19 protein-coding genes are annotated in these 17,520 nt (G+C 71.7%); 14 read left to right on the forward strand and 5 right to left on the reverse strand.

The genetic code is table 11. The annotated features are described in order from the left end of the window. The first annotated feature begins 23 nt into the window (after positions 1 to 23). Positions 24 to 659, forward strand: a complete 636-nt coding sequence (locus ACZ6C6_RS34695; RefSeq protein ID WP_469208813.1) for a DJ-1/PfpI family protein — start codon at positions 24 to 26, stop codon at positions 657 to 659. Here ACZ6C6_RS34695 and ACZ6C6_RS34700 read toward each other — a convergent pair. Then, positions 646 to 1,407 (reverse strand): enoyl-CoA hydratase/isomerase family protein, encoded by a 762-nt coding sequence (locus ACZ6C6_RS34700; protein ID WP_469208815.1) that lies wholly within the window; start codon positions 1,405 to 1,407, stop codon positions 646 to 648. The genes ACZ6C6_RS34695 and ACZ6C6_RS34700 overlap by 14 nt on opposite strands. Positions 1,408 to 1,483: 76 nt before the next feature. On the opposite strand from ACZ6C6_RS34700, the gene ACZ6C6_RS34705 reads away from it, so the two are divergent. Together ACZ6C6_RS34705 and ACZ6C6_RS34710 are read left to right on the forward strand one after the other, a co-directional pair. Continuing rightward, positions 1,484 to 2,119 carry an HdeD family acid-resistance protein gene (locus tag ACZ6C6_RS34705; RefSeq protein ID WP_469208817.1) on the forward strand — a complete coding sequence of 212 codons (636 nt, stop codon included), beginning with the start codon at positions 1,484 to 1,486 and terminating at the stop codon, positions 2,117 to 2,119. A 133-nt stretch (positions 2,120 to 2,252) separates the two neighbouring features. Continuing rightward, positions 2,253 to 2,708: an ATP-binding protein gene (locus ACZ6C6_RS34710; protein WP_026171141.1), complete on the forward strand. Its 456-nt coding sequence runs from the start codon at positions 2,253 to 2,255 to the stop codon at positions 2,706 to 2,708. A 20-nt stretch (positions 2,709 to 2,728) separates the two neighbouring features. Here ACZ6C6_RS34710 and idi read toward each other — a convergent pair whose 3' ends face one another. From idi to ACZ6C6_RS34730, 4 genes are all read right to left on the reverse strand, one after another. Further along, positions 2,729 to 3,322 (reverse strand): isopentenyl-diphosphate Delta-isomerase, encoded by a 594-nt coding sequence (idi, locus tag ACZ6C6_RS34715; protein WP_469208819.1) that lies wholly within the window; start codon positions 3,320 to 3,322, stop codon positions 2,729 to 2,731. A 126-nt stretch (positions 3,323 to 3,448) separates the two neighbouring features. Then, positions 3,449 to 3,955: a GNAT family N-acetyltransferase gene (locus ACZ6C6_RS34720; protein WP_469208820.1), complete on the reverse strand. Its 507-nt coding sequence runs from the start codon at positions 3,953 to 3,955 to the stop codon at positions 3,449 to 3,451. A 103-nt stretch (positions 3,956 to 4,058) separates the two neighbouring features. Then, a complete protein-coding gene (locus tag ACZ6C6_RS34725) occupies positions 4,059 to 4,997 on the reverse strand; it encodes a cation diffusion facilitator family transporter (RefSeq protein ID WP_469208822.1) in 939 nt (312 codons plus the stop codon). Positions 4,998 to 5,405: 408 nt separating this feature from the next. Beyond that, positions 5,406 to 5,540, reverse strand: coding sequence for a hypothetical protein (locus ACZ6C6_RS34730; protein WP_469208824.1), 135 nt, complete (start codon positions 5,538 to 5,540; stop codon positions 5,406 to 5,408). On the opposite strand from ACZ6C6_RS34730, the gene ACZ6C6_RS34735 reads away from it, so the two are divergent. From ACZ6C6_RS34735 to ACZ6C6_RS34785, 11 genes are all read left to right on the forward strand, one after another. Then, a complete protein-coding gene (locus ACZ6C6_RS34735) occupies positions 5,478 to 7,187 on the forward strand; it encodes a DUF5941 domain-containing protein (protein WP_469208845.1) in 1,710 nt (569 codons plus the stop codon). The genes ACZ6C6_RS34730 and ACZ6C6_RS34735 overlap by 63 nt on opposite strands. Continuing rightward, positions 7,184 to 7,921 carry a phosphocholine cytidylyltransferase family protein gene (locus tag ACZ6C6_RS34740; RefSeq protein WP_469208826.1) on the forward strand — a complete coding sequence of 246 codons (738 nt, stop codon included), beginning with the start codon at positions 7,184 to 7,186 and terminating at the stop codon, positions 7,919 to 7,921. The genes ACZ6C6_RS34735 and ACZ6C6_RS34740 overlap by 4 nt, the downstream gene beginning before the upstream one ends. Beyond that, positions 7,909 to 8,970, forward strand: coding sequence for an iron-containing alcohol dehydrogenase family protein (locus ACZ6C6_RS34745; protein ID WP_403986386.1), 1,062 nt, complete (start codon positions 7,909 to 7,911; stop codon positions 8,968 to 8,970). Before ACZ6C6_RS34740 ends, ACZ6C6_RS34745 begins: the two co-directional genes overlap by 13 nt. Further along, positions 8,948 to 9,727, forward strand: a complete 780-nt coding sequence (locus ACZ6C6_RS34750) for a CDP-alcohol phosphatidyltransferase family protein (protein ID WP_073965688.1) — start codon at positions 8,948 to 8,950, stop codon at positions 9,725 to 9,727. The genes ACZ6C6_RS34745 and ACZ6C6_RS34750 overlap by 23 nt, the downstream gene beginning before the upstream one ends. 8 nt (positions 9,728 to 9,735) lie before the next feature. Beyond that, positions 9,736 to 10,608 (forward strand): glycosyltransferase family 2 protein, encoded by an 873-nt coding sequence (locus ACZ6C6_RS34755; protein ID WP_191133919.1) that lies wholly within the window; start codon positions 9,736 to 9,738, stop codon positions 10,606 to 10,608. Between the two features lie 106 nt (positions 10,609 to 10,714). Further along, positions 10,715 to 11,644: an ABC transporter permease gene (locus ACZ6C6_RS34760; protein WP_469208830.1), complete on the forward strand. Its 930-nt coding sequence runs from the start codon at positions 10,715 to 10,717 to the stop codon at positions 11,642 to 11,644. Continuing rightward, positions 11,637 to 12,422 carry an ABC transporter ATP-binding protein gene (locus tag ACZ6C6_RS34765; RefSeq protein ID WP_469208832.1) on the forward strand — a complete coding sequence of 262 codons (786 nt, stop codon included), beginning with the start codon at positions 11,637 to 11,639 and terminating at the stop codon, positions 12,420 to 12,422. The genes ACZ6C6_RS34760 and ACZ6C6_RS34765 overlap by 8 nt, the downstream gene beginning before the upstream one ends. A gap of 440 nt (positions 12,423 to 12,862) precedes the next feature. Next, positions 12,863 to 13,783, forward strand: coding sequence for a squalene synthase HpnC (gene hpnC, locus ACZ6C6_RS34770; RefSeq protein ID WP_469208834.1), 921 nt, complete (start codon positions 12,863 to 12,865; stop codon positions 13,781 to 13,783). 29 nt (positions 13,784 to 13,812) lie between these two features. After that, the gene (gene hpnD, locus ACZ6C6_RS34775; RefSeq protein ID WP_469208836.1) at positions 13,813 to 14,733 is read left to right on the forward strand and encodes a presqualene diphosphate synthase HpnD; all 921 of its coding nucleotides are present in this window, start codon (positions 13,813 to 13,815) and stop codon (positions 14,731 to 14,733) included. Positions 14,734 to 14,882: 149 nt separating this feature from the next. Continuing rightward, on the forward strand, positions 14,883 to 16,271 hold the full coding sequence (hpnE, locus tag ACZ6C6_RS34780) for a hydroxysqualene dehydroxylase HpnE (protein WP_469208838.1): 1,389 nt from the start codon (positions 14,883 to 14,885) through the stop codon (positions 16,269 to 16,271). Next, complete coding sequence (locus tag ACZ6C6_RS34785) at positions 16,268 to 17,371, forward strand: polyprenyl synthetase family protein (RefSeq protein ID WP_469208840.1); 1,104 nt, start codon at positions 16,268 to 16,270, stop codon at positions 17,369 to 17,371. The genes hpnE and ACZ6C6_RS34785 overlap by 4 nt, the downstream gene beginning before the upstream one ends. Positions 17,372 to 17,520: the final 149 nt, after the last annotated feature.

Here is a 17,520-nt window from a genome sequence, read left to right on the forward strand (position 1 = left end):
ACCACCCGAGAGACAGGAAGACCATGCAGATCGCCATCGCCCTCTTCGACCGCTTCACCGCGCTCGACGCCGTCGGCACCTACGAGATCCTGTCCCGCACCCCGGGCGCCGAGACCGTCTTCGTCGCCGAACGGGCGGGCGCCGTACGCAACGACAACGGCAGCCTCGACCTGGTCGCGCACCGGACGTTCGACGAGGTCCCCGCCCCCGACCTGGTGGTCGTGCCCGGCGGCCCCGGGCAGCACCACCAGATGGAGAACGAGAACCTGCTCGGATGGCTGCGCCGCGTGGACGAGGCCAGTACCTGGACGACCTCCGTCTGCACCGGATCGCTGCTGCTGGCGGCGGCCGGGCTGCTGAAGGGGCGGCGCGCCACCTCGCACTGGCTCGCCCTGGACACGCTCAGGGAGCACGGCGTCGAGCCCACCGGCGAGCGCGTGGTCTTCGACGGCAAGTACGTCACCGCCGCCGGTGTCTCGTCCGGCATCGACATGGGCCTCACGCTGCTCGGCCGCATCGCGGGCGACCGGACCGCCCAGGCCGTACAGCTCCTCACCGAGTACGACCCCCAGCCGCCCTACGACGCGGGGTCGCCGGACAAGGCGCCGGCCGACGTGGTCGAGCAGTGGCGGGGCCGGAGCCGCTTCATCCTTCAGTAGGCGCCCAGGTGAAGCGGGGCGTGCGGCGTTCCAGGAAGGCGGCGACCCCCTCCGCGGTGTCGCCGCCGCGTCGCGCCTGCCCGGCCCAGTGCGCGTCCCGGTCCTCGCGCCCGGCCGCGAACTCCTTGGCGGCGGCCTGGGTCAGCCGGGACCGGGACACCAGGGTGCGTACATAGGCGGCGACCCGCTCGTCCAGCCCGTCCGCCGGCAGCACCTCGTCCACCAGGCCCGTCCGCAGCGCCCGCTCCGTGTCGACCAGCTCACCGGAGAACAGCAGGTGCTTGGCCGTCGCCGGGCCCGTGAGGGCGACGAGGCGGCGGGTGGACGACGCCGGGTAGACGACGCCCAGCTTGGCCGGGGTGACCCCGAACAGCGCGCCCTCCGAGGCGAACCGCAGATCGCAGGCGGCGGCGAGCTGGCACCCGCCGCCCACGCAGTAACCGCGCACCGCCGCGAGCGTCGGCAGCGGGAACGCGGCCAGCGCCTCCTCCGCCGCCACGGCCAGGCTCTGCGGGTCGCTCCCGGGGTCCCTCAGCGAGGAGATGTCGGCGCCCGCGCAGAAGGTGTCGCCCGCGCCCGTCAGGACCAGGGCGCGCACGGAAGCATCCGCGGCCAGCTGGTCGAGCAGGACCGGCAGCGCCTCCCACATGGCCGCCGTCATCGCGTTGCGCTTGGCCGGGTTGCTGATGACGACGGTGGCGACGCCGTCCGCGACGGTGTGCTCCAGCCGGGGTTCCGTACGGTCCATGGCCGGATGCTATCCGTGGGGGCCGAACCTACGATCAGGAAGGGGTCGTGAAACAGGCACACCCGAGGAGCCCCACGTGGACGGTCCCGAACGCGAAGGCAGGAAGCTCCACCGCAGCTTCGGCGGTCTGGCCCTGCTCGGCATCCTGCTCGTCGTCGCCGGCCTGATCGGCCTCGTCTACACCGGCGTGGCGACGCTCACCTCGATGATCCTTTTCGGCTGGCTGCTGCTGATCGGCGGACTGGTCGGCCTGATGCACGCCGTCCAGTCGCGCGGTACCAGCTACTTCTGGCTGGGGGTCGTGGTCGCCGCACTGAACATCGCCGCCGGTGTCGTCGTCATCCGCCACCCGCACGGCACCGCCGAGGCGCTGACCATGTTCGCCGCGCTGCTCTTCCTGACCGGCGGGGTCTTCCGGCTCGTCGGCAGCGTCGTGGTGCGCGGCCCGCAGTTCGGCTGGACGCTGCTCCAGGGCGCCTTCGGGCTGCTCCTCGGCCTGCTCGTCCTCTTCGACTGGCCGCACAGCAGCCTCTACGTGCTCGGCTGCTTCTTCTCGCTCGCGCTGCTGTTCGACGGGCTCGGGCTCATCGCCGTCGGGATCGGCGGGCGGCGCATCGTCTCGATGGTCTCCGAGCAGATGGCTCCAGGAGGGGACAAGGGAGAAGGAACGGACGCGCTCACTCGGGACGGTCAGAAGGGGTCCGAAAGCTGACACTCTCGCGCGAATGAAGTCGAGTTCGGTCAATAGGAGTCGACTTCTGTTCAATAGTGCGGACCGAAGCAACCTCGCCCGCCACCCTGTACTCGACGTGAAGTCACTTCGAGTGGAGAGCGGGTACCGGACTATGGAGAGCCGCGGGAGCACCCCCGCCCGGCCCGTGCCGTACGAAGGGGTCTGGCGCTTCACCGCCCCGGCCTCGGACGTCTCCGTACCCCAGGCCCGGCACGCCGTACGCGATCTGCTGAAGCGCCAGAACGTGCCGATCGAGGACGACATCGCCCAGGGCCTGCTGCTCATCGTCTCCGAGCTGGTCACCAACGCCGTCAAGCACGCCGCACTGCTCTCGCCCGAACTCGCCGTGGAGGTCGCGGTGGGCGAGGACTGGGTCAGGGTGTCCGTCGAGGACAACCACCCGTACCGCCCGACTGCCCTGGAGACCGACTACGCGCAGACCGGCGGCCGGGGCCTGCTGCTGGTCCGCGAGATCACCCGGGAAGCGGGCGGCACCTGCGATGTCGAGCACACCGCGGGCGGCGGCAAGGTCATCTGGGCGGCCCTGCCGCTGAGCACCGCCCTCTGACCTCTCCCGCCGCACCCGGCCTACCAGCCGGCGCCGTCCCCGGTCAGCTCGCGGATCGCCGGCCGGGCGGCGTCGAGCACGGTCATGAACCACGCGGAGAACGGCTCCCGGGCATGCCGCTCGTCCAGCTCCGCCGCCGTCACGAAGGCCGTGCCGCCGACCTCCTCCGGATCGGGCCGCAGCCGCTCCTGCGCGAGGCCCACGAAGAGGTGGTTGAACTCCTGCTCCACCAGGCCCGACGCCGGGTCCGGGTGGTTGTAGCGGACGGTGCCCGCCTCGGCCAGCAGCGAGGGCGAGATCCCCAGCTCCTCGTGCGTACGCCGGGCGGCTGCGGCGAAGGGCGCCTCGCCCGGGTAGGGGTGGCCGCAGCACGTGTTGGACCAGACGCCGGGGGAGTGGTACTTGCCCAGAGCACGCTGCTGGAGCAGCAGCCGGCCCTGCTCGTCGAAGAGGAACACGGAGAAGGCACGGTGCAACTGGCCGGGCGCCTGATGGGCGGCGAGCTTCTCCGCCGTGCCGATGGTGATGCCGTTCTCATCGACCAGTTCGAGCATGATCGCTTCCGCTGTGCCGTTCGACGAGGTGTTCGCCGCGGTGACTGGTGTGGTCGGCATACCCATCCTTCGCTGTGGTCCCGGCCCCGTGCAGCCGGTCCCGTCGAGTCTGCTCAAGTCTGCCGTACAAAAGCGGCTTGTCCGTACTTAGGGTCCTGGCATGTCCGTCCGGCCATGGCCGGTTTCTCAGACCCCGAAGGCGGCCGGATACTCAATCGTGCCCGTCGGGACCGGCGCGGAATCATCGAGCACCAGTGCCATCATGGCCTCGTCCGGAACCTCGAAGGACGGCCGGATTCCGTACCGCGAGGCCGGGACGAAACCGAACCTCGGGTAGTACTCGGGGTGCCCGAGGACCAGCACCAGCGGCTCCCCGTACTCCCGCGCCACCTCCAGCAGACCCCGCACCACGGCCGATCCGGCGCCGCGGCGCTGGTACTCCGGCGCGGTGGCGACCGGCGCCAGAGCGAGGGCGGGCGCGCCACCCACCCGGCAGCGGGTCAGCAGGGCGAACGCGGCGAGGGAGCCGTCGGGCGACTCGGCGACGTACGAGAGGCCGGGCATCCAGGCGTCGGGATCCGCACGCAGCGATTCCACCAGTGCGGCCTCCGCCTCCGTCGGGAACGCGGCGGCGTTCACGGCGCGCACGGCGGGGAAGTCGTCCCGCGTCTCGGGACGGACGGTCCAGGTCATGTCGGTCAACGTGGGGACCCTCGGGTGGGCGGGCACCGGCCGGCAGGCCGGTTCTTGCACGTCCGCGAAACCCTACACCTCGGACCGCACGCGGATCCGGGGCTCAGTGGCAGAGCCTCGCCTCGTGCTCCGCGTGCCCGCTCGGCTCCAGCTGGAAGGTGCAGTGCTCCACGTCGAAGTGGTCGCCGAGGCAGCCCTGCAGTTCGTGCAGGAGCTTCTCGTGGCCGATCGAGTCGAGCAGGTCCTGCTGCACCACCACATGGGCGGAGAGCACCGGCATCCCCGAGGTGATCGTCCAGGCGTGCAGATCGTGGACGTCCAGCACGCCGGGCAGCGCCGTGATGTGGTCGCGTACCTCGCCCATGTCGACGCCCGGGGGCGCCGCCTCCAGGAGCACGTTCAGCGTCTCGCGCAGCAGCCGCACCGCGCGCGGGACGATCATGAGCCCGATGACCAGCGAAGCGATGGGGTCCGCCGCCTGCCAGCCGGTCGCCATGACGATGCCCGCCGAGACCAGCACGGTCACCGAGCCCAGCGTGTCCGCCAGCACCTCCAGATAGGCGCCGCGGACATTGAGGCTCTCCTGCTGCCCACGCGTCAGCAGCGACAGCGACACCGCGTTCGCGACGAGACCCACCAGGGCGAAGGCGATCGTGAGCCCGCCCCGGGTCTCCGTCGGGTCGATGAAGCGCTCCACGGCCTCGAAGAGCAGATAACCGCCCACCCCGAGCAACAGGCAGCAGTTGGCCAGGGCCGCCAGGATCTCCGCCCGGGCGTAGCCGAAGGTGCGGTTCGGGCCGGCCGGCCGGTTCGCGAAATGGATCGCCAGCAGCGCCAGGCCCAGCCCGAGCGCGTCGGTCGCCATGTGGGCCGCGTCGGCGATCAGCGCCAGGGAGCCGGACAGCACACCACCGACGATCTCCATGACCGTGACGGCCAGGGTGATGCCGAGCGCGATGCGCAGCCGCCCCCGGTGCGCGGCGGCCGCCGTGCCGGTGAGCGCCGGCCCGTGCGCATGTCCGTGATCGTGCCCTGCCCCCATGGGGACGCCTCCCGGTCGTCTCGCGGACCCGGGCTTCCGGCCCGGGGCACTGCCAGTCAACTACGGGTGGGGGGTATCGGGCAAACACGGCACTGAACACCGTTGTCATTGGCTCTGACCTGCGGAAACGTGTGCAGGTCAGGGCGCTTTCACGGTGGAGCGCCACCCGGCTTTGTCAGGCGGGGCGGCCATCGACAATGATGATCGCGGACAGAGCGCGTGGTCCGGCCCGACCCGGAACGGGGCGCGAACGGGCAGTGAACTCGCGCTTCCGTTCATCCGATAGCCTCTGCCGACATGCCGCCGGCCGCTTCTGGCCGCACTGTCGCGTGCCGATCCGTGTCAGCACCCAAGGAGTGAGTTCGTCTGTCGACCGCCATTCTCACAGGTGCTCCGCTGCCCGGATCGTCACTGGAGGACGATCTGCGGTCGCTGGGCTTCGACGTCCGGGCAGCCGCCGACGTCACCGAAGCGGCCACCCTGCTTGCCGCCGTCCCGGCGGCCCACCGCGTCGCCCTGGTCGACCCCCGCTTCGTCGGCCACCGCCACGCCCTGCGGCTCGCGCTGACCGACCCCCGCTTCCCCGCGGCGACCGTGCCCGGCGCCCTCACCGCACAGGCCGAGGCACGCCCCGCCCTGCTCGGAGCCCTGCGCGCCACCACCGACGCGGTCGGCGCCGGAGTGCCCGCGGGCGGCACCGCCACGGTCACCGACCGCACGGTCCCCGGCAGGCTCGCGGCGGCCATGGAGGCCGGGGGCACCGAGGTGCAGCGCCCCGAGCTGGGCTCGCTCGTCGCCACCGTGCCCACCGACGAGACCGGCCGCGCCGCCGCCCGGTCGGACGTCGAGGCCGTGGACGACGAGGCGGTCCGGCTGCGCAGCGCGGTGAAGGCCCGCGACGGCTTCTTCACCACCCACTTCATCAGCCCGTACTCGCGCTACATCGCCCGCTGGTGCGCGCGCCGGGGGCTCACCCCGAACCAGGTCACCACCGCGTCCCTGCTCACCGCGCTGATAGCGGCCGGCTGCGCGGCGACCGGCACCCGGGGCGGCTACGTCGCGGCGGGCATCCTGCTCCTGTTCTCCTTCGTCCTGGACTGCACCGACGGGCAGCTCGCCCGCTACTCGCTCCAGTACTCCACGATGGGCGCCTGGCTGGACGCCACCTTCGACCGCGCCAAGGAGTACGCCTACTACGCGGGCCTCGCCCTCGGCGCCGCCCGCAACGGCGACGACGTCTGGGCGCTGGCGCTCGGCGCGATGGTCCTCCAGTCCTGCCGCCACATCATCGACTTCTCGTTCAACGAGGCCAACCACGACGCGGTGGCGAACAGCAGCCCCACGGCCGCCCTCTCCGACAAGCTCGACAGCGTCGGCTGGACGGTCTGGCTGCGCCGCATGATCGTGCTCCCGATCGGCGAGCGCTGGGCGATGATCGCCGTCCTCACCGCCGTCACCACCCCGCGCATCGTCTTCTACGCCCTGCTCATCGGCTGCGCCTTCGCCGCCTGCTACACCACCGCGGGCCGCCTCCTGCGCTCCCTGACCCGCAAGGCCCGGCGCACCGACCGTGCCGCCCAGGCCCTCGCCGACCTCGCGGACTCCGGCCCGATCGCCCAGCTGATCGCGGCCCGGGGCCCGAAGGCCGGCGGTGCCTGGCTCGCCCCCGCGGTCGCCCTCGTCGGCACCGGGGCACTGATCGCCACCGCGCTCCAGCAGCCCTTCGGCAGCCGCCAGACGATCATCGCCGCCGTCTTCTACGCGGTCTGCTCCGGCGTAGCCGTGGCCCGCCCCCTCAAGGGCGCACTCGACTGGCTCGTGCCCCCGGTCTTCCGGGCCGCCGAGTACTGCACGGTCCTGATCCTGGCCGCCCGCAGCGACATCGACGGGGCGCTCCCCGCGGCCTTCGGACTGGTCTCGGCCGTCGCCTACCATCACTACGACACGGTGTACCGCATCCGAGGCGGCACCGGCGCCCCGCCCCAGTGGCTGGTGCGCACGATCGGCGGACACGAGGGTCGGACCCTGGTCGTGGCCGTGCTCGCCGCCGCACTCACCGGAGCCTCCGGTTTCACCACGGCGCTCACCGTGCTCGCCGTGGCCGTGGCAGTGATCGTGCTGGTGGAGTCCATCCGCTTCTGGGTGTCCTCCGGGGCGCCCGCCGTTCACGACGAAGGAGAACCCGCATGATCGGCCTCGTACTGGCAGCCGGCGCAGGACGGCGCCTGCGCCCCTACACCGACACCCTGCCCAAGGCGCTCGTGCCGGTCGACGGCGACAAGACGATCCTCGACCTCACGCTGGCCAACTTCGCCGAAATCGGGCTCACCGAGGTCGCGATCGTCGTCGGCTACCGCAAGGAGGCCGTCTACGCCCGCAAGGAGGAGCTGGAGGCCACCTACGGCCTGAAGCTCACTCTCGTGGACAACGACAAGGCCGAGGAGTGGAACAACGCCTACTCCCTGTGGTGCGCCCGTGAGGAGCTGAAGCGCGGCGTGCTCCTCGCCAACGGCGACACCGTGCACCCGGTCTCCGTCGAGAAGACCCTGCTGGCCGCCCGCGGTGACGGCAAGAAGATCATCCTCGCCCTCGACACCGTGAAGAACCTCGCCGACGAGGAGATGAAGGTCGTCGCCGAGGACGGCAAGGGCGTCCGCCGGATCACCAAGCTGATGGACCCGGCCGAGGCCACCGGTGAGTACATCGGCGTCACCCTCATCGAGGCCGGGGCCGCCGAGGAGCTGGCCGACGCACTGAAGGCCACCTTCGAGCGTGACCCGGACCTCTACTACGAGGACGGCTACCAGGAGCTCGTCAACCGGGGCTTCACCGTGGACGTCGCCCCCATCGGTGACGTGAGCTGGGTCGAGATCGACAACCACGACGACCTCGCGAAGGGCCGGGAGATCGCGTGCCGGTACTGACCCGACTCATCCCGTCCCCGGTCTTCGTGGACATCAGCCGGGGTGCCATGCACGACCTGGCCGGTCTCCTCGCCGATCAGCGGATCTCCGCCTCCGGCAAGCTCGCCATCGCGATCAGCGGCGGCTCCGGGCTCGCCCTGCGCGAGAAGCTGGCCCCGGCCCTGCCGGGCGCCGACTGGTACTGCGTCGCCGGCGGCAACATCGACGCCGCGGTGCAGCTGGCCGACGACATCAAGGGCAAGCGCTACGACGCCGTGGTCGGCCTCGGCGGCGGCAAGATCATCGATGTCGCGAAGTACGCCGCGGCCCGGGTCGGCCTGCCGCTGGTCTCGGTCGCCACGAACCTCGCCCACGACGGCCTCTGCTCGCCCGTCGCCACCCTGGACAACGACAACGGCCGGGGCTCCTACGGCGTCCCCATGCCCATCGCCATGGTGATCGACCTGTCGGTGATCCGTACCGCCCCCGACCGCTTCGTGCGCTCCGGCATCGGCGACGCGATCTCCAACATCTCCGCCATCGCCGACTGGGAGCTCTCGCACCAGGTCAACGGTGAACAGATCGACGGACTCGCCGCCGCCATGGCCCGTACCGCCGGCGAAGCCGTCCTGCGCCACCCCGGCACCGTCGCCGACGACGAGTTCCTCACCGTCCTCGCCGAGTCGCTGGTGCTCTCCGGCATCGCCATCTCGATCAGCGGCGACACCCGGCCCTCGTCCGGCGCCTGCCACGAGATCAGCCACGCGTTCGACCTGCTCTTCCCGAAGCGGGCCGCCAGCCACGGCGAGCAGGTCGGCCTCGGTGCCGCCTTCGCCATGCACCTGCGCGGGGCCGTGGACGAGTCCGGCCTCTTCGCCGACGTACTGCGCAGGCACGGCCTGCCGGTCACGCCCGAGGAGATCGGATTCACCGCCGACGAATTCGTCCAGGCCGTCGAGTACGCGCCCCAGACCCGCCCGGGACGCTTCACGGTCCTGGAACACCTCAGCCTCTCCACCGACCAGATCAGGGACGCGTACGCCGACTATGCCAAGACCATCAGTAGCTGAACTCCGCCCGGTCGTTCACCCGCCGGGCGTCAAGGACCGGCGCAGCGGTGAACACTGGGCGGGCCGGATATACATGCGCGAGGTCTCCCTGCGCATCGACCGGTACCTGGTGAACACCAAGGTCACGCCCAACCAGCTGACCTACCTGATGACGCTGGCCGGTGTGCTGGCCGCCCCCGCGCTGCTCGTCCCGGGCATCTGGGGCGCGGTGCTCGGCGTCGTCATGGTCCAGCTGTACCTGCTGCTCGACTGCGTGGACGGCGAGATCGCGCGCTGGAAGAAGCAGTTCTCGCTGGGCGGCGTCTACCTCGACCGGGTCGGCGCCTACCTCTGCGACGCGGCCGTCCTCGTCGGCTTCGGCCTGCGCGCCGCCGATCTGTGGGGCACCGGCCGCATCGACTGGCTCTGGGCCTTCCTCGGCACGCTCGCCGCGCTCGGCGCGATCCTGATCAAGGCCGAGACGGACCTGGTCGGCGTCGCCCGCCACCAGGGCGGACTGCCGCCGGTCAAGGAGTCCGCCTCCGAGCCGCGCTCCTCCGGCATGGCGTTCGCCCGCCGGGCGGCCGGCGCGCTCAAGTTCCACCGGCTCATCCTGTGCGTCGAGGCGTCCCTGGTCATCCTGGTCGCGGCCGTCCTGGACGAGGTGCGGGACGACTTCTTCTTCAGCCGTCTCGCGGTCGCGGTCCTGGCGGGCATCGCCCTGCTCCAGACCCTGCTGCACCTCGTGTCGGTCCTGGCATCGAGCAGGCTGAAGTGAGTACACCCATGAAACTCGGCGCGGTCATCATCACCATGGGCAACCGCCCGGCCGAGCTGCGCGCCCTGCTCGATTCGGTCGCCGCCCAGGAGGGCGACCGGATCGAGGTGGTCGTCGTCGGCAACGGCTCGCCCGTTCCGGACGTCCCCCCGGGCGTCCGCACCGTCGAGCTGCCCGAGAACCTCGGCATCCCCGGCGGCCGGAACGTCGGCATCGAGGCGTTCGGGCCCTCCGGCGCCGACGTGGACGCCCTGCTCTTCCTGGACGACGACGGGCTGCTGCCCCTCACCGACACCGCGGAGCTGTGCCGCAAGGCGTTCGCCGAGGACCCCCGGCTCGGCATCATCAGCTTCCGCATCGCGGACCCGGAGACCGGCGTCACCCAGCGCCGGCACGTGCCCCGGCTGCGCGCCGCCGACCCGATGCGCTCGTCCCGCGTGACGACGTTCCTGGGCGGCGCCAACGCGGTGCGCACCCGGGTGCTGGCCGAGGTCGGCCCGCTGCCGGGCGACTTCTTCTACGCGCACGAGGAGACGGACCTCGCCTGGCGGGCGCTGGACGCCGGCTGGCTGATCGACTACCGCGCGGACATGGTGCTGCACCACCCCGCCACGGCTCCGTCCCGCCATGCCGTCTACCACCGCATGGTTGCCCGCAACCGGGTCTGGCTGGCCCGGCGCAACCTCCCCGCGCCCCTCGTCCCGGTCTACCTCGGGGTGTGGATGCTGCTGACCCTGCTGCGCAGGCCGTCCGGCGAGGCGCTGAAGGCGTGGTTCGGCGGGTTCCGGGAAGGCTGGCGGACGCCCTGCGGACCGCGCCGCCCGATGAAGTGGCGTACGGTGTGGCGACTGACCAGGCTGGGCCGCCCTCCGGTCATCTGAGATGCTCCCCTCTGGGAGCATGAGGCGTATTTTTCTTGTCGGGACCTGTCCGCCCTGAGCCGCGCCCGCGACTGGCTGCGCATTTCGAATACGAGAGTTTCTTCTGGTGAGTGACACAACCCATGGCGGCGCGGTTGCGGTGAGCAGCCCGCCATCAGCCGACGACGGCCTGAGTGCGGCCGAGCTGGCCGAGAAGTACGGCCTTGCGGTCAGCGGTGCCCGGCCCGGACTCCTTGAGTACGTGCGCCAGCTCCAGGGGCGACGCCATTTCATCCTGGCGTTCTCCCGGGCCAAGCTGACCGCCCAGTACAGCCAGGCGAAACTGGGCCAGCTGTGGCAGGTGGCGACCCCGCTCCTGAACGCGGCGGTCTACTTCCTCATCTTCGGGCTGATCCTCGGCACGAAGAAGGGGATTCCGCAGGAGGTCTTCATCCCGTTCCTGGTGACCGGGGTGTTCGTCTTCACCTTCACGCAGAGCTCCGTGATGGCCGGCGTGCGCGCGATCTCCGGGAACCTCGGCCTGGTCAGGGCCCTGCACTTCCCGCGCGCCTCGCTGCCCATCTCCTTCTCGCTCCAGCAGCTCCAGCAGCTGCTGTACTCGATGATCGTGCTGATCGCGGTCACGGTCGGATTCGGCAGCTACCCGCGGCTCTCCTGGCTGCTGGTGATCCCTGCCCTGGTGATGCAGTTCTTCTTCAACACCGGACTGGCGCTCGCCATGGCCAGGATGGGCGCCAAGACCCCCGACCTGGCGCAGCTGATGCCGTTCGTCATGCGTACCTGGATGTACGCCTCCGGGGTCATGTTCTCCATCCCGGTGATGCTCGCGGACAAGCCGGCCTGGATCACCGACGTGCTCCAGTACAACCCGGCGGCCATCTACATGGACCTGGTCAGGTTCGCGTTGATCGACGGATACGGCTCCGAGAACCTGCCGGACCACGTCTGGGCGGTGGCCCTCGCCTGGTCGATCGTGGTGGGCATCGTGGGCTTCGTGTACTTCTGGAAGGCAGAGGAACGGTACGGCCGTGGCTGACGACAACACCGCGGGGCGCGTCCCCACCGTGATCGCCGACGACGTGCACATCGTGTACCGGGTCAACGGCGGCGGCGGTGGCAAGGGCAGCGCCACCGCCGCACTGAGCCGGATCATGCGCCGCGAGAAGGGCGAGCAGCGCGGCGTGCGCAAGGTGCACGCCGTGCGGGGGGTCACCTTCACCGCGTACCGGGGCGAGGCGATCGGGCTCATCGGGACGAACGGCTCCGGCAAGTCGACGCTGCTCCGCGCCATCGCAGGCCTCCTGCCGACGGAGAGCGGCAGTGTCTACACGGACGGCCAGCCCTCGCTGCTCGGCGTCAACGCCGCGCTGATGAGCGACCTGACCGGCGAGCGGAACGTGGTGCTCGGCGGTCTCGCGATGGGCATGAGCCGCGAGGAGATCCGCGAGCGCTACGAGCAGATCGTGGAGTTCTCCGGCATCAACGACAAGGGCGACTTCATCACCCTGCCGATGCGCACGTACTCCTCCGGCATGGCCGCCCGTCTCCGCTTCTCCATCGCGGCGGCCAAGAACCACGACGTCCTCATGATCGACGAGGCGCTGGCGACCGGTGACCGCAAGTTCCAGATCCGCTCGGAGGCGCGGATCAGGGAGCTGCGCAAGGAGGCCGGCACGGTCTTCCTGGTCAGCCACAGCAACAAGTCGATCCGGGACACCTGCAACCGGGTCCTGTGGCTGGAGAAGGGCGAGCTCCTGATGGACGGCCCGACCGAGGAGGTCCTGCGGGCCTACGAACGGGAGACCGGCAAGTAGGACGCCCCGCGTCGAACTCCGCTCGGCCCCCGCCGGACCCTTCCGGCGGGGGCCGAGCCATGTCCGGGCCCCGGACCGGAGTCCCGGCATCCGCGCCTCGTCGTACGGCGGCCGTCGCGATCTCCTACCGCCGGATGACGTGAACGCGCTCCGGCGGGGGGACAGTTGACGCGGGCCACGGGTCCGGTGCCGCACGGCCCGTACCCCGGCGTTTGGATGAGCGTTGTACAACGTAAGCTGTACCGGTGCTGATTCGCCGCAAGTGGGGCGATACCGCCTGGGGGGACGGCCGGGAGTCGTACTCGGCACTCGGAAGGGCGGGCGGCGTGTCCGGAATGGGGTATTTTGGGTCAGCAGTGTAGAACGGGAGTTGTGACGGCTATGACGGAAGATCTCCCGCTCCGAGGTGCTCACGCCGTCCCCGCGCAGGGCGGTCCGCAGTGACCCGTACCCGGCAGGCGCGGCCCGATACCGCCGCATCCGGAACCCTCGACAAGGCAGCCCACGAGAACTTTCCGGTCGCCCCCTTCTTCCTGCCGCGCGCCTGGCGTGACGACCTCATGGCCGTCTACGGCTTCGCCCGGCTCGTGGACGACATCGGCGACGGCGACCTCGCCCCGGGTGGCGCCGACGCCGTGCACCTCGGCCTCGACCCGGCTCAGAGCGACGACAGGCTCGCGATGCTCGACGCGCTCGAGAGCGACCTGCACCGCGTCTTCGCGACGACCGGCGAGACCCCGCGCCACCCGTTGATGCGGGCGCTCCGCCCCACCGTCCGGCGCCGCGCGCTCACCCCCGAGCCGTTCACCGGCCTCATCGAGGCCAACCGGCAGGACCAGAAGGTCCGCCGCTACGGCACGTACGAGGAACTGCTCGCCTACTGCGAGCTCTCCGCCAACCCCGTCGGCCGCCTCGTCCTCCAGCTCACGGGGACCGCCAGCCCCGAACGGCTGCGCCGCTCCGACGCCGTGTGCACCGCACTGCAGATCGTCGAGCACCTCCAGGACGTCGCCGAAGACCTCGGCCGCGACCGCGTCTACCTCCCGGCCGAGGACATGGCCCGGTTCCACGTCGGCGAGGCCGACCTCGCGGCGCCGACCGCGAACGCGTCGGTCCGCTCCCTGATCGCGTACGAAGCGGAACGCGCCCGGGATCTGCTGAATGAAGGCACCCCCCTGGTGGGTAGCGTCCACGGCAGGCTCAGGCTGCTTCTCGCCGGATTCGTGGGAGGAGGACGCGCCGCCCTCACCGCGATCGCGGCCGCCGGATTCGACGTACTGCCCGGACCGCCCGGACCCACCAAGCCCAGCCTGCTGCGCGAAGTGGGAGTTGTCTTGCGAAAAGCGCGTGGAGAGGGGTGAGCCGGACCGTGGAGGGACAGACGACGTACATGTCGGCACCGGTACAGGCCGCTTACAGTTACTGCGAGGCCGTCACCGGACAGCAGGCGCGTAACTTCGCGTACGGCATCAGGCTGCTGCCGGCCGAGAAGCGGCAGGCCATGTCGGCCCTGTACGCCTTCTCCCGTCGCGTGGACGACATCGGCGACGGCGAGCTGGAGGCGGACACCAAGCGCGTCCGCCTGGAGAGCACCCGCACCCTGCTCGACCGCGTCCGCGCCGGCAAGGTCGAGGAGGACGACACCGACCCGGTCGCCGTCGCGCTCGCCGACGCCGCCCGCAGGTTCCCGCTGCCGCTCGACGGGCTCGACGAGCTCATCGACGGCGTCCTGATGGACGTGGACGGAGCCGTCTACGAGACCTGGGACGACCTCAAGGTCTACTGCCGGTGCGTGGCCGGCGCCATCGGGCGCCTGAGCCTCGGCGTGTTCGGTACCGAACCCGGCGCCCCCGGCGCCGAGCGCGCGCCCGAGTACGCCGACACGCTCGGCCTCGCCCTCCAGCTCACCAACATCCTGCGCGACGTCCGCGAGGACGCCGGCAACGGCCGCACCTACCTGCCCGCCGACGACCTCGCCAAGTTCGGCTGCTCCGCGGGCTTCCAGCGGGCCACCCCGCCGCCCGGCTCCGACTTCGCGGGCCTCGTCCACTTCGAGGTCCGGCGCGCCCGCGCCCTGTTCGCCGAGGGCTACCGGCTGCTGCCGATGCTCGACCGGCGCAGCGGCGCCTGTGTGGCGGCCATGGCCGGCATCTACCGCAGGCTGCTCGACCGCATCGAGCGCGACCCCGAGGCGGTGCTGCGCGGCCGCGTCTCGCTCCCGGGCCACGAGAAGGCGTACGTCGCGGTGCGCGGCCTCTCCGGCCTCGACGCCCGGCACATCTCACGGCGCACGGCCCGAGGGCGTGTCTGAATGCGCCTCAGGTACATCTCGCGCACCATGTGCATCAAGAACGATCGTGGCGGACGGCGGGCAACCCCCGCCCGGACCGCCGCGTCCCTGTCTGGGCAGGACCGATCCGAGCAGGGCCGATGGGCAAGCACCCGGCGAGAGGGGGACGCATGAACGACGACGCTTCGCGTCCGTCCCGCGCGGTCGTGATCGGCGGCGGCATCGCCGGTGTCACGGCGGCGCTGCGCCTTGCCGATGCCGGGCTTGACGTGACCCTGCTCGAAGGACGGCCCCGGCTCGGCGGGCTCGCCTTCTCCTTCCGCCGGGGCGAGCTGACGGTCGACAACGGCCAGCACGTCTACCTGCGCTGCTGCACCGCCTACCGCTGGTTCCTCGACCGGGTCGACGGCGCCCGCCTGGCACCCCTGCAAAACCGTTTGGACGTGCCCGTTCTGGACGTCGGGCGGCCCGCGGGCCCCCGGCTCGGACGGCTGCGCCGCAACGCGCTCCCGGTCCCGCTGCACCTCGCCGCCGGTCTCGCCGGATACCCGCACCTCTCGCTCGCCGAACGCGCCGGAGTCGCCCGCGCCGCGCTCGCCCTCGGCCGGCTCGACCCGGACGACCCCGCCCTCGACGCCGAGGACTTCGGCAGCTGGCTCGCCCGGCACGGCCAGTCACCGCGCACCATCGAGGCGCTGTGGGACCTCGTCGGCGTCGCCACCCTCAACGCCACCGCCCCCAACGCCTCGCTCGGGCTCGCCGCGAAGGTCTTCAAGACCGGCCTGCTCTCCGACCCGGGCGCCGCCGACATCGGCTGGGCCGCCGTACCGCTCGGGGACATCCACGACACGATGAGCCGCAAGGCCCTCGACTCCGCAGGTGTCCGCACCGAACTGCGCACCAAGGCCCACGGCCTCGCCCGCGCCGAGGGCGGGCACTGGGTGGTGGACACCGGCGCCGAACGGATCGAGGCCGGCACCGTCGTCCTGGCCGTGCCGCAGCGCGAGACCCACGACCTGCTGCCCGAGGGTGCGCTGGACGCACCGGACAAGCTCCTGGAGATCGGTACGTCCCCGATCCTTAACGTGCACGTCGTCTACGACCGCAAGGTGCTCAAGCGGCCCTTCTTCGCCGCGCTCGGCTCCCCGGTCCAGTGGGTCTTCGACCGCACCGAGACGTCCGGCCTCACCGGACCCGGGCAGTACCTCGCGGTCTCCCAGTCCGCGGCCGGCGAGGAGATCGACCTGCCCGTCGCCGAACTGCGCGCCCGCTACCTGCCCGAGCTGGAACGGCTGCTCCCCGCCGCCCGGGGGGCCGGCATCCGGGACTTCTTCGTCACCCGCGAGCGCACCGCGACCTTCGCGCCCGCGCCCGGCGTCGGCAGGCTGCGCCCCGGGACGCTCACCCGCGCCCCCGGACTCTTCCTGGCAGGTGCCTGGACCGCCACCGGCTGGCCCGCCACGATGGAGGGCGCGGTCCGCAGTGGCGCGGGTGCCGCGGACGCCGCGCTCCTGGCGCTCGGCCGCCCCCACGAACATCCGCTGCAGGAGGCGGCATGAGCAGTACCACCGGAACAAGAGGAGAGTCAGTGACCCCGGCGAATCCGGCTTCCGACACCGTGGCGGACACCACGGACGTCACCGCGCTTCTGGAGCGCGGACGGGCCCTTTCCGCGCCGGTGCTCCGGGCCGCCGTCGACCGGCTCGCACCGCCCATGGACACCGTGGCCGCCTACCACTTCGGCTGGATCGACGCCCAGGGCAGGCCCGCTGACGGCGACGGCGGCAAGGCCGTCCGCCCGGCCCTGGCCCTGCTGTCCGCCGAGGCGGCGGGCGCCGCGGCCGAGGCCGGTATCCCCGGCGCCGTCGCCGTCGAACTCGTGCACAACTTCTCGCTGCTGCACGACGACCTGATGGACGGCGACGAGCAGCGGCGCCACCGCGACACCGTATGGAAGGTGCACGGCCCCGCCCAGGCCATCCTGGTCGGCGACGCCCTGTTCGCCCTGGCCAACGAGGTCCTGCTGGAGCTCGGCACGGCCGAGGCCGGCCGGGCGGCCCGGCGGCTGACCACGGCGACCCGCAAGCTCATCGACGGGCAGGCCCAGGACATCTCCTACGAGCACCGCGAGCGCGTCACCGTCGAGGAGTGCCTGGAGATGGAGGGCAACAAGACCGGCGCCCTGCTCGCCTGCGCCTGCTCCATCGGCGCGGTGCTCGGCGGCGCCGACGACCGCACCGCCGACGTCCTGGAGGCGTACGGCCACCACCTCGGGCTCGCCTTCCAGGCGGTGGACGACCTGCTCGGCATCTGGGGAGACCCGGAGTCCACCGGCAAGCAGACCTGGAGCGATCTGCGCCAGCGCAAGAAGTCCCTGCCGGTCGTCGCCGCGCTCGCCGCGGGCGGGCCGGCCTCCGAGCGGCTGGGCGAACTGCTCGCCGCCGACGCCAAGAGCAGCGACTTCGACAGCTTCTCCGAGGAGGAGTTCGCCGCCCGTGCGGCGCTCATCGAGGAGGCGGGCGGTCGCGAGTGGACCGCCCAGGAGGCGCGTCGTCAGCATGCGGTCGCCATAGAGGTGCTGCACGGTGTCGACATGCCGCAACCCGTGCGGGCGCAGCTCACCGCGCTCGCGGACTTCGTCGTCGTACGAAAGAGATGATCACTATCTGGTCCATATGACTCGCAGTCGCCGGGCGGCGCCCCCCCCCCCCCCCGCCCCCCCCGGGCCCCCCCCCCCCGCGGGGCCCCCGGACGCCAGGGGGGCGCAGACCCCCACCCCCCCCCGCGGCCCCCCGGGGGGGGGACCCC

Source organism: Streptomyces sp. NPDC041814, from assembly GCF_055590565.1.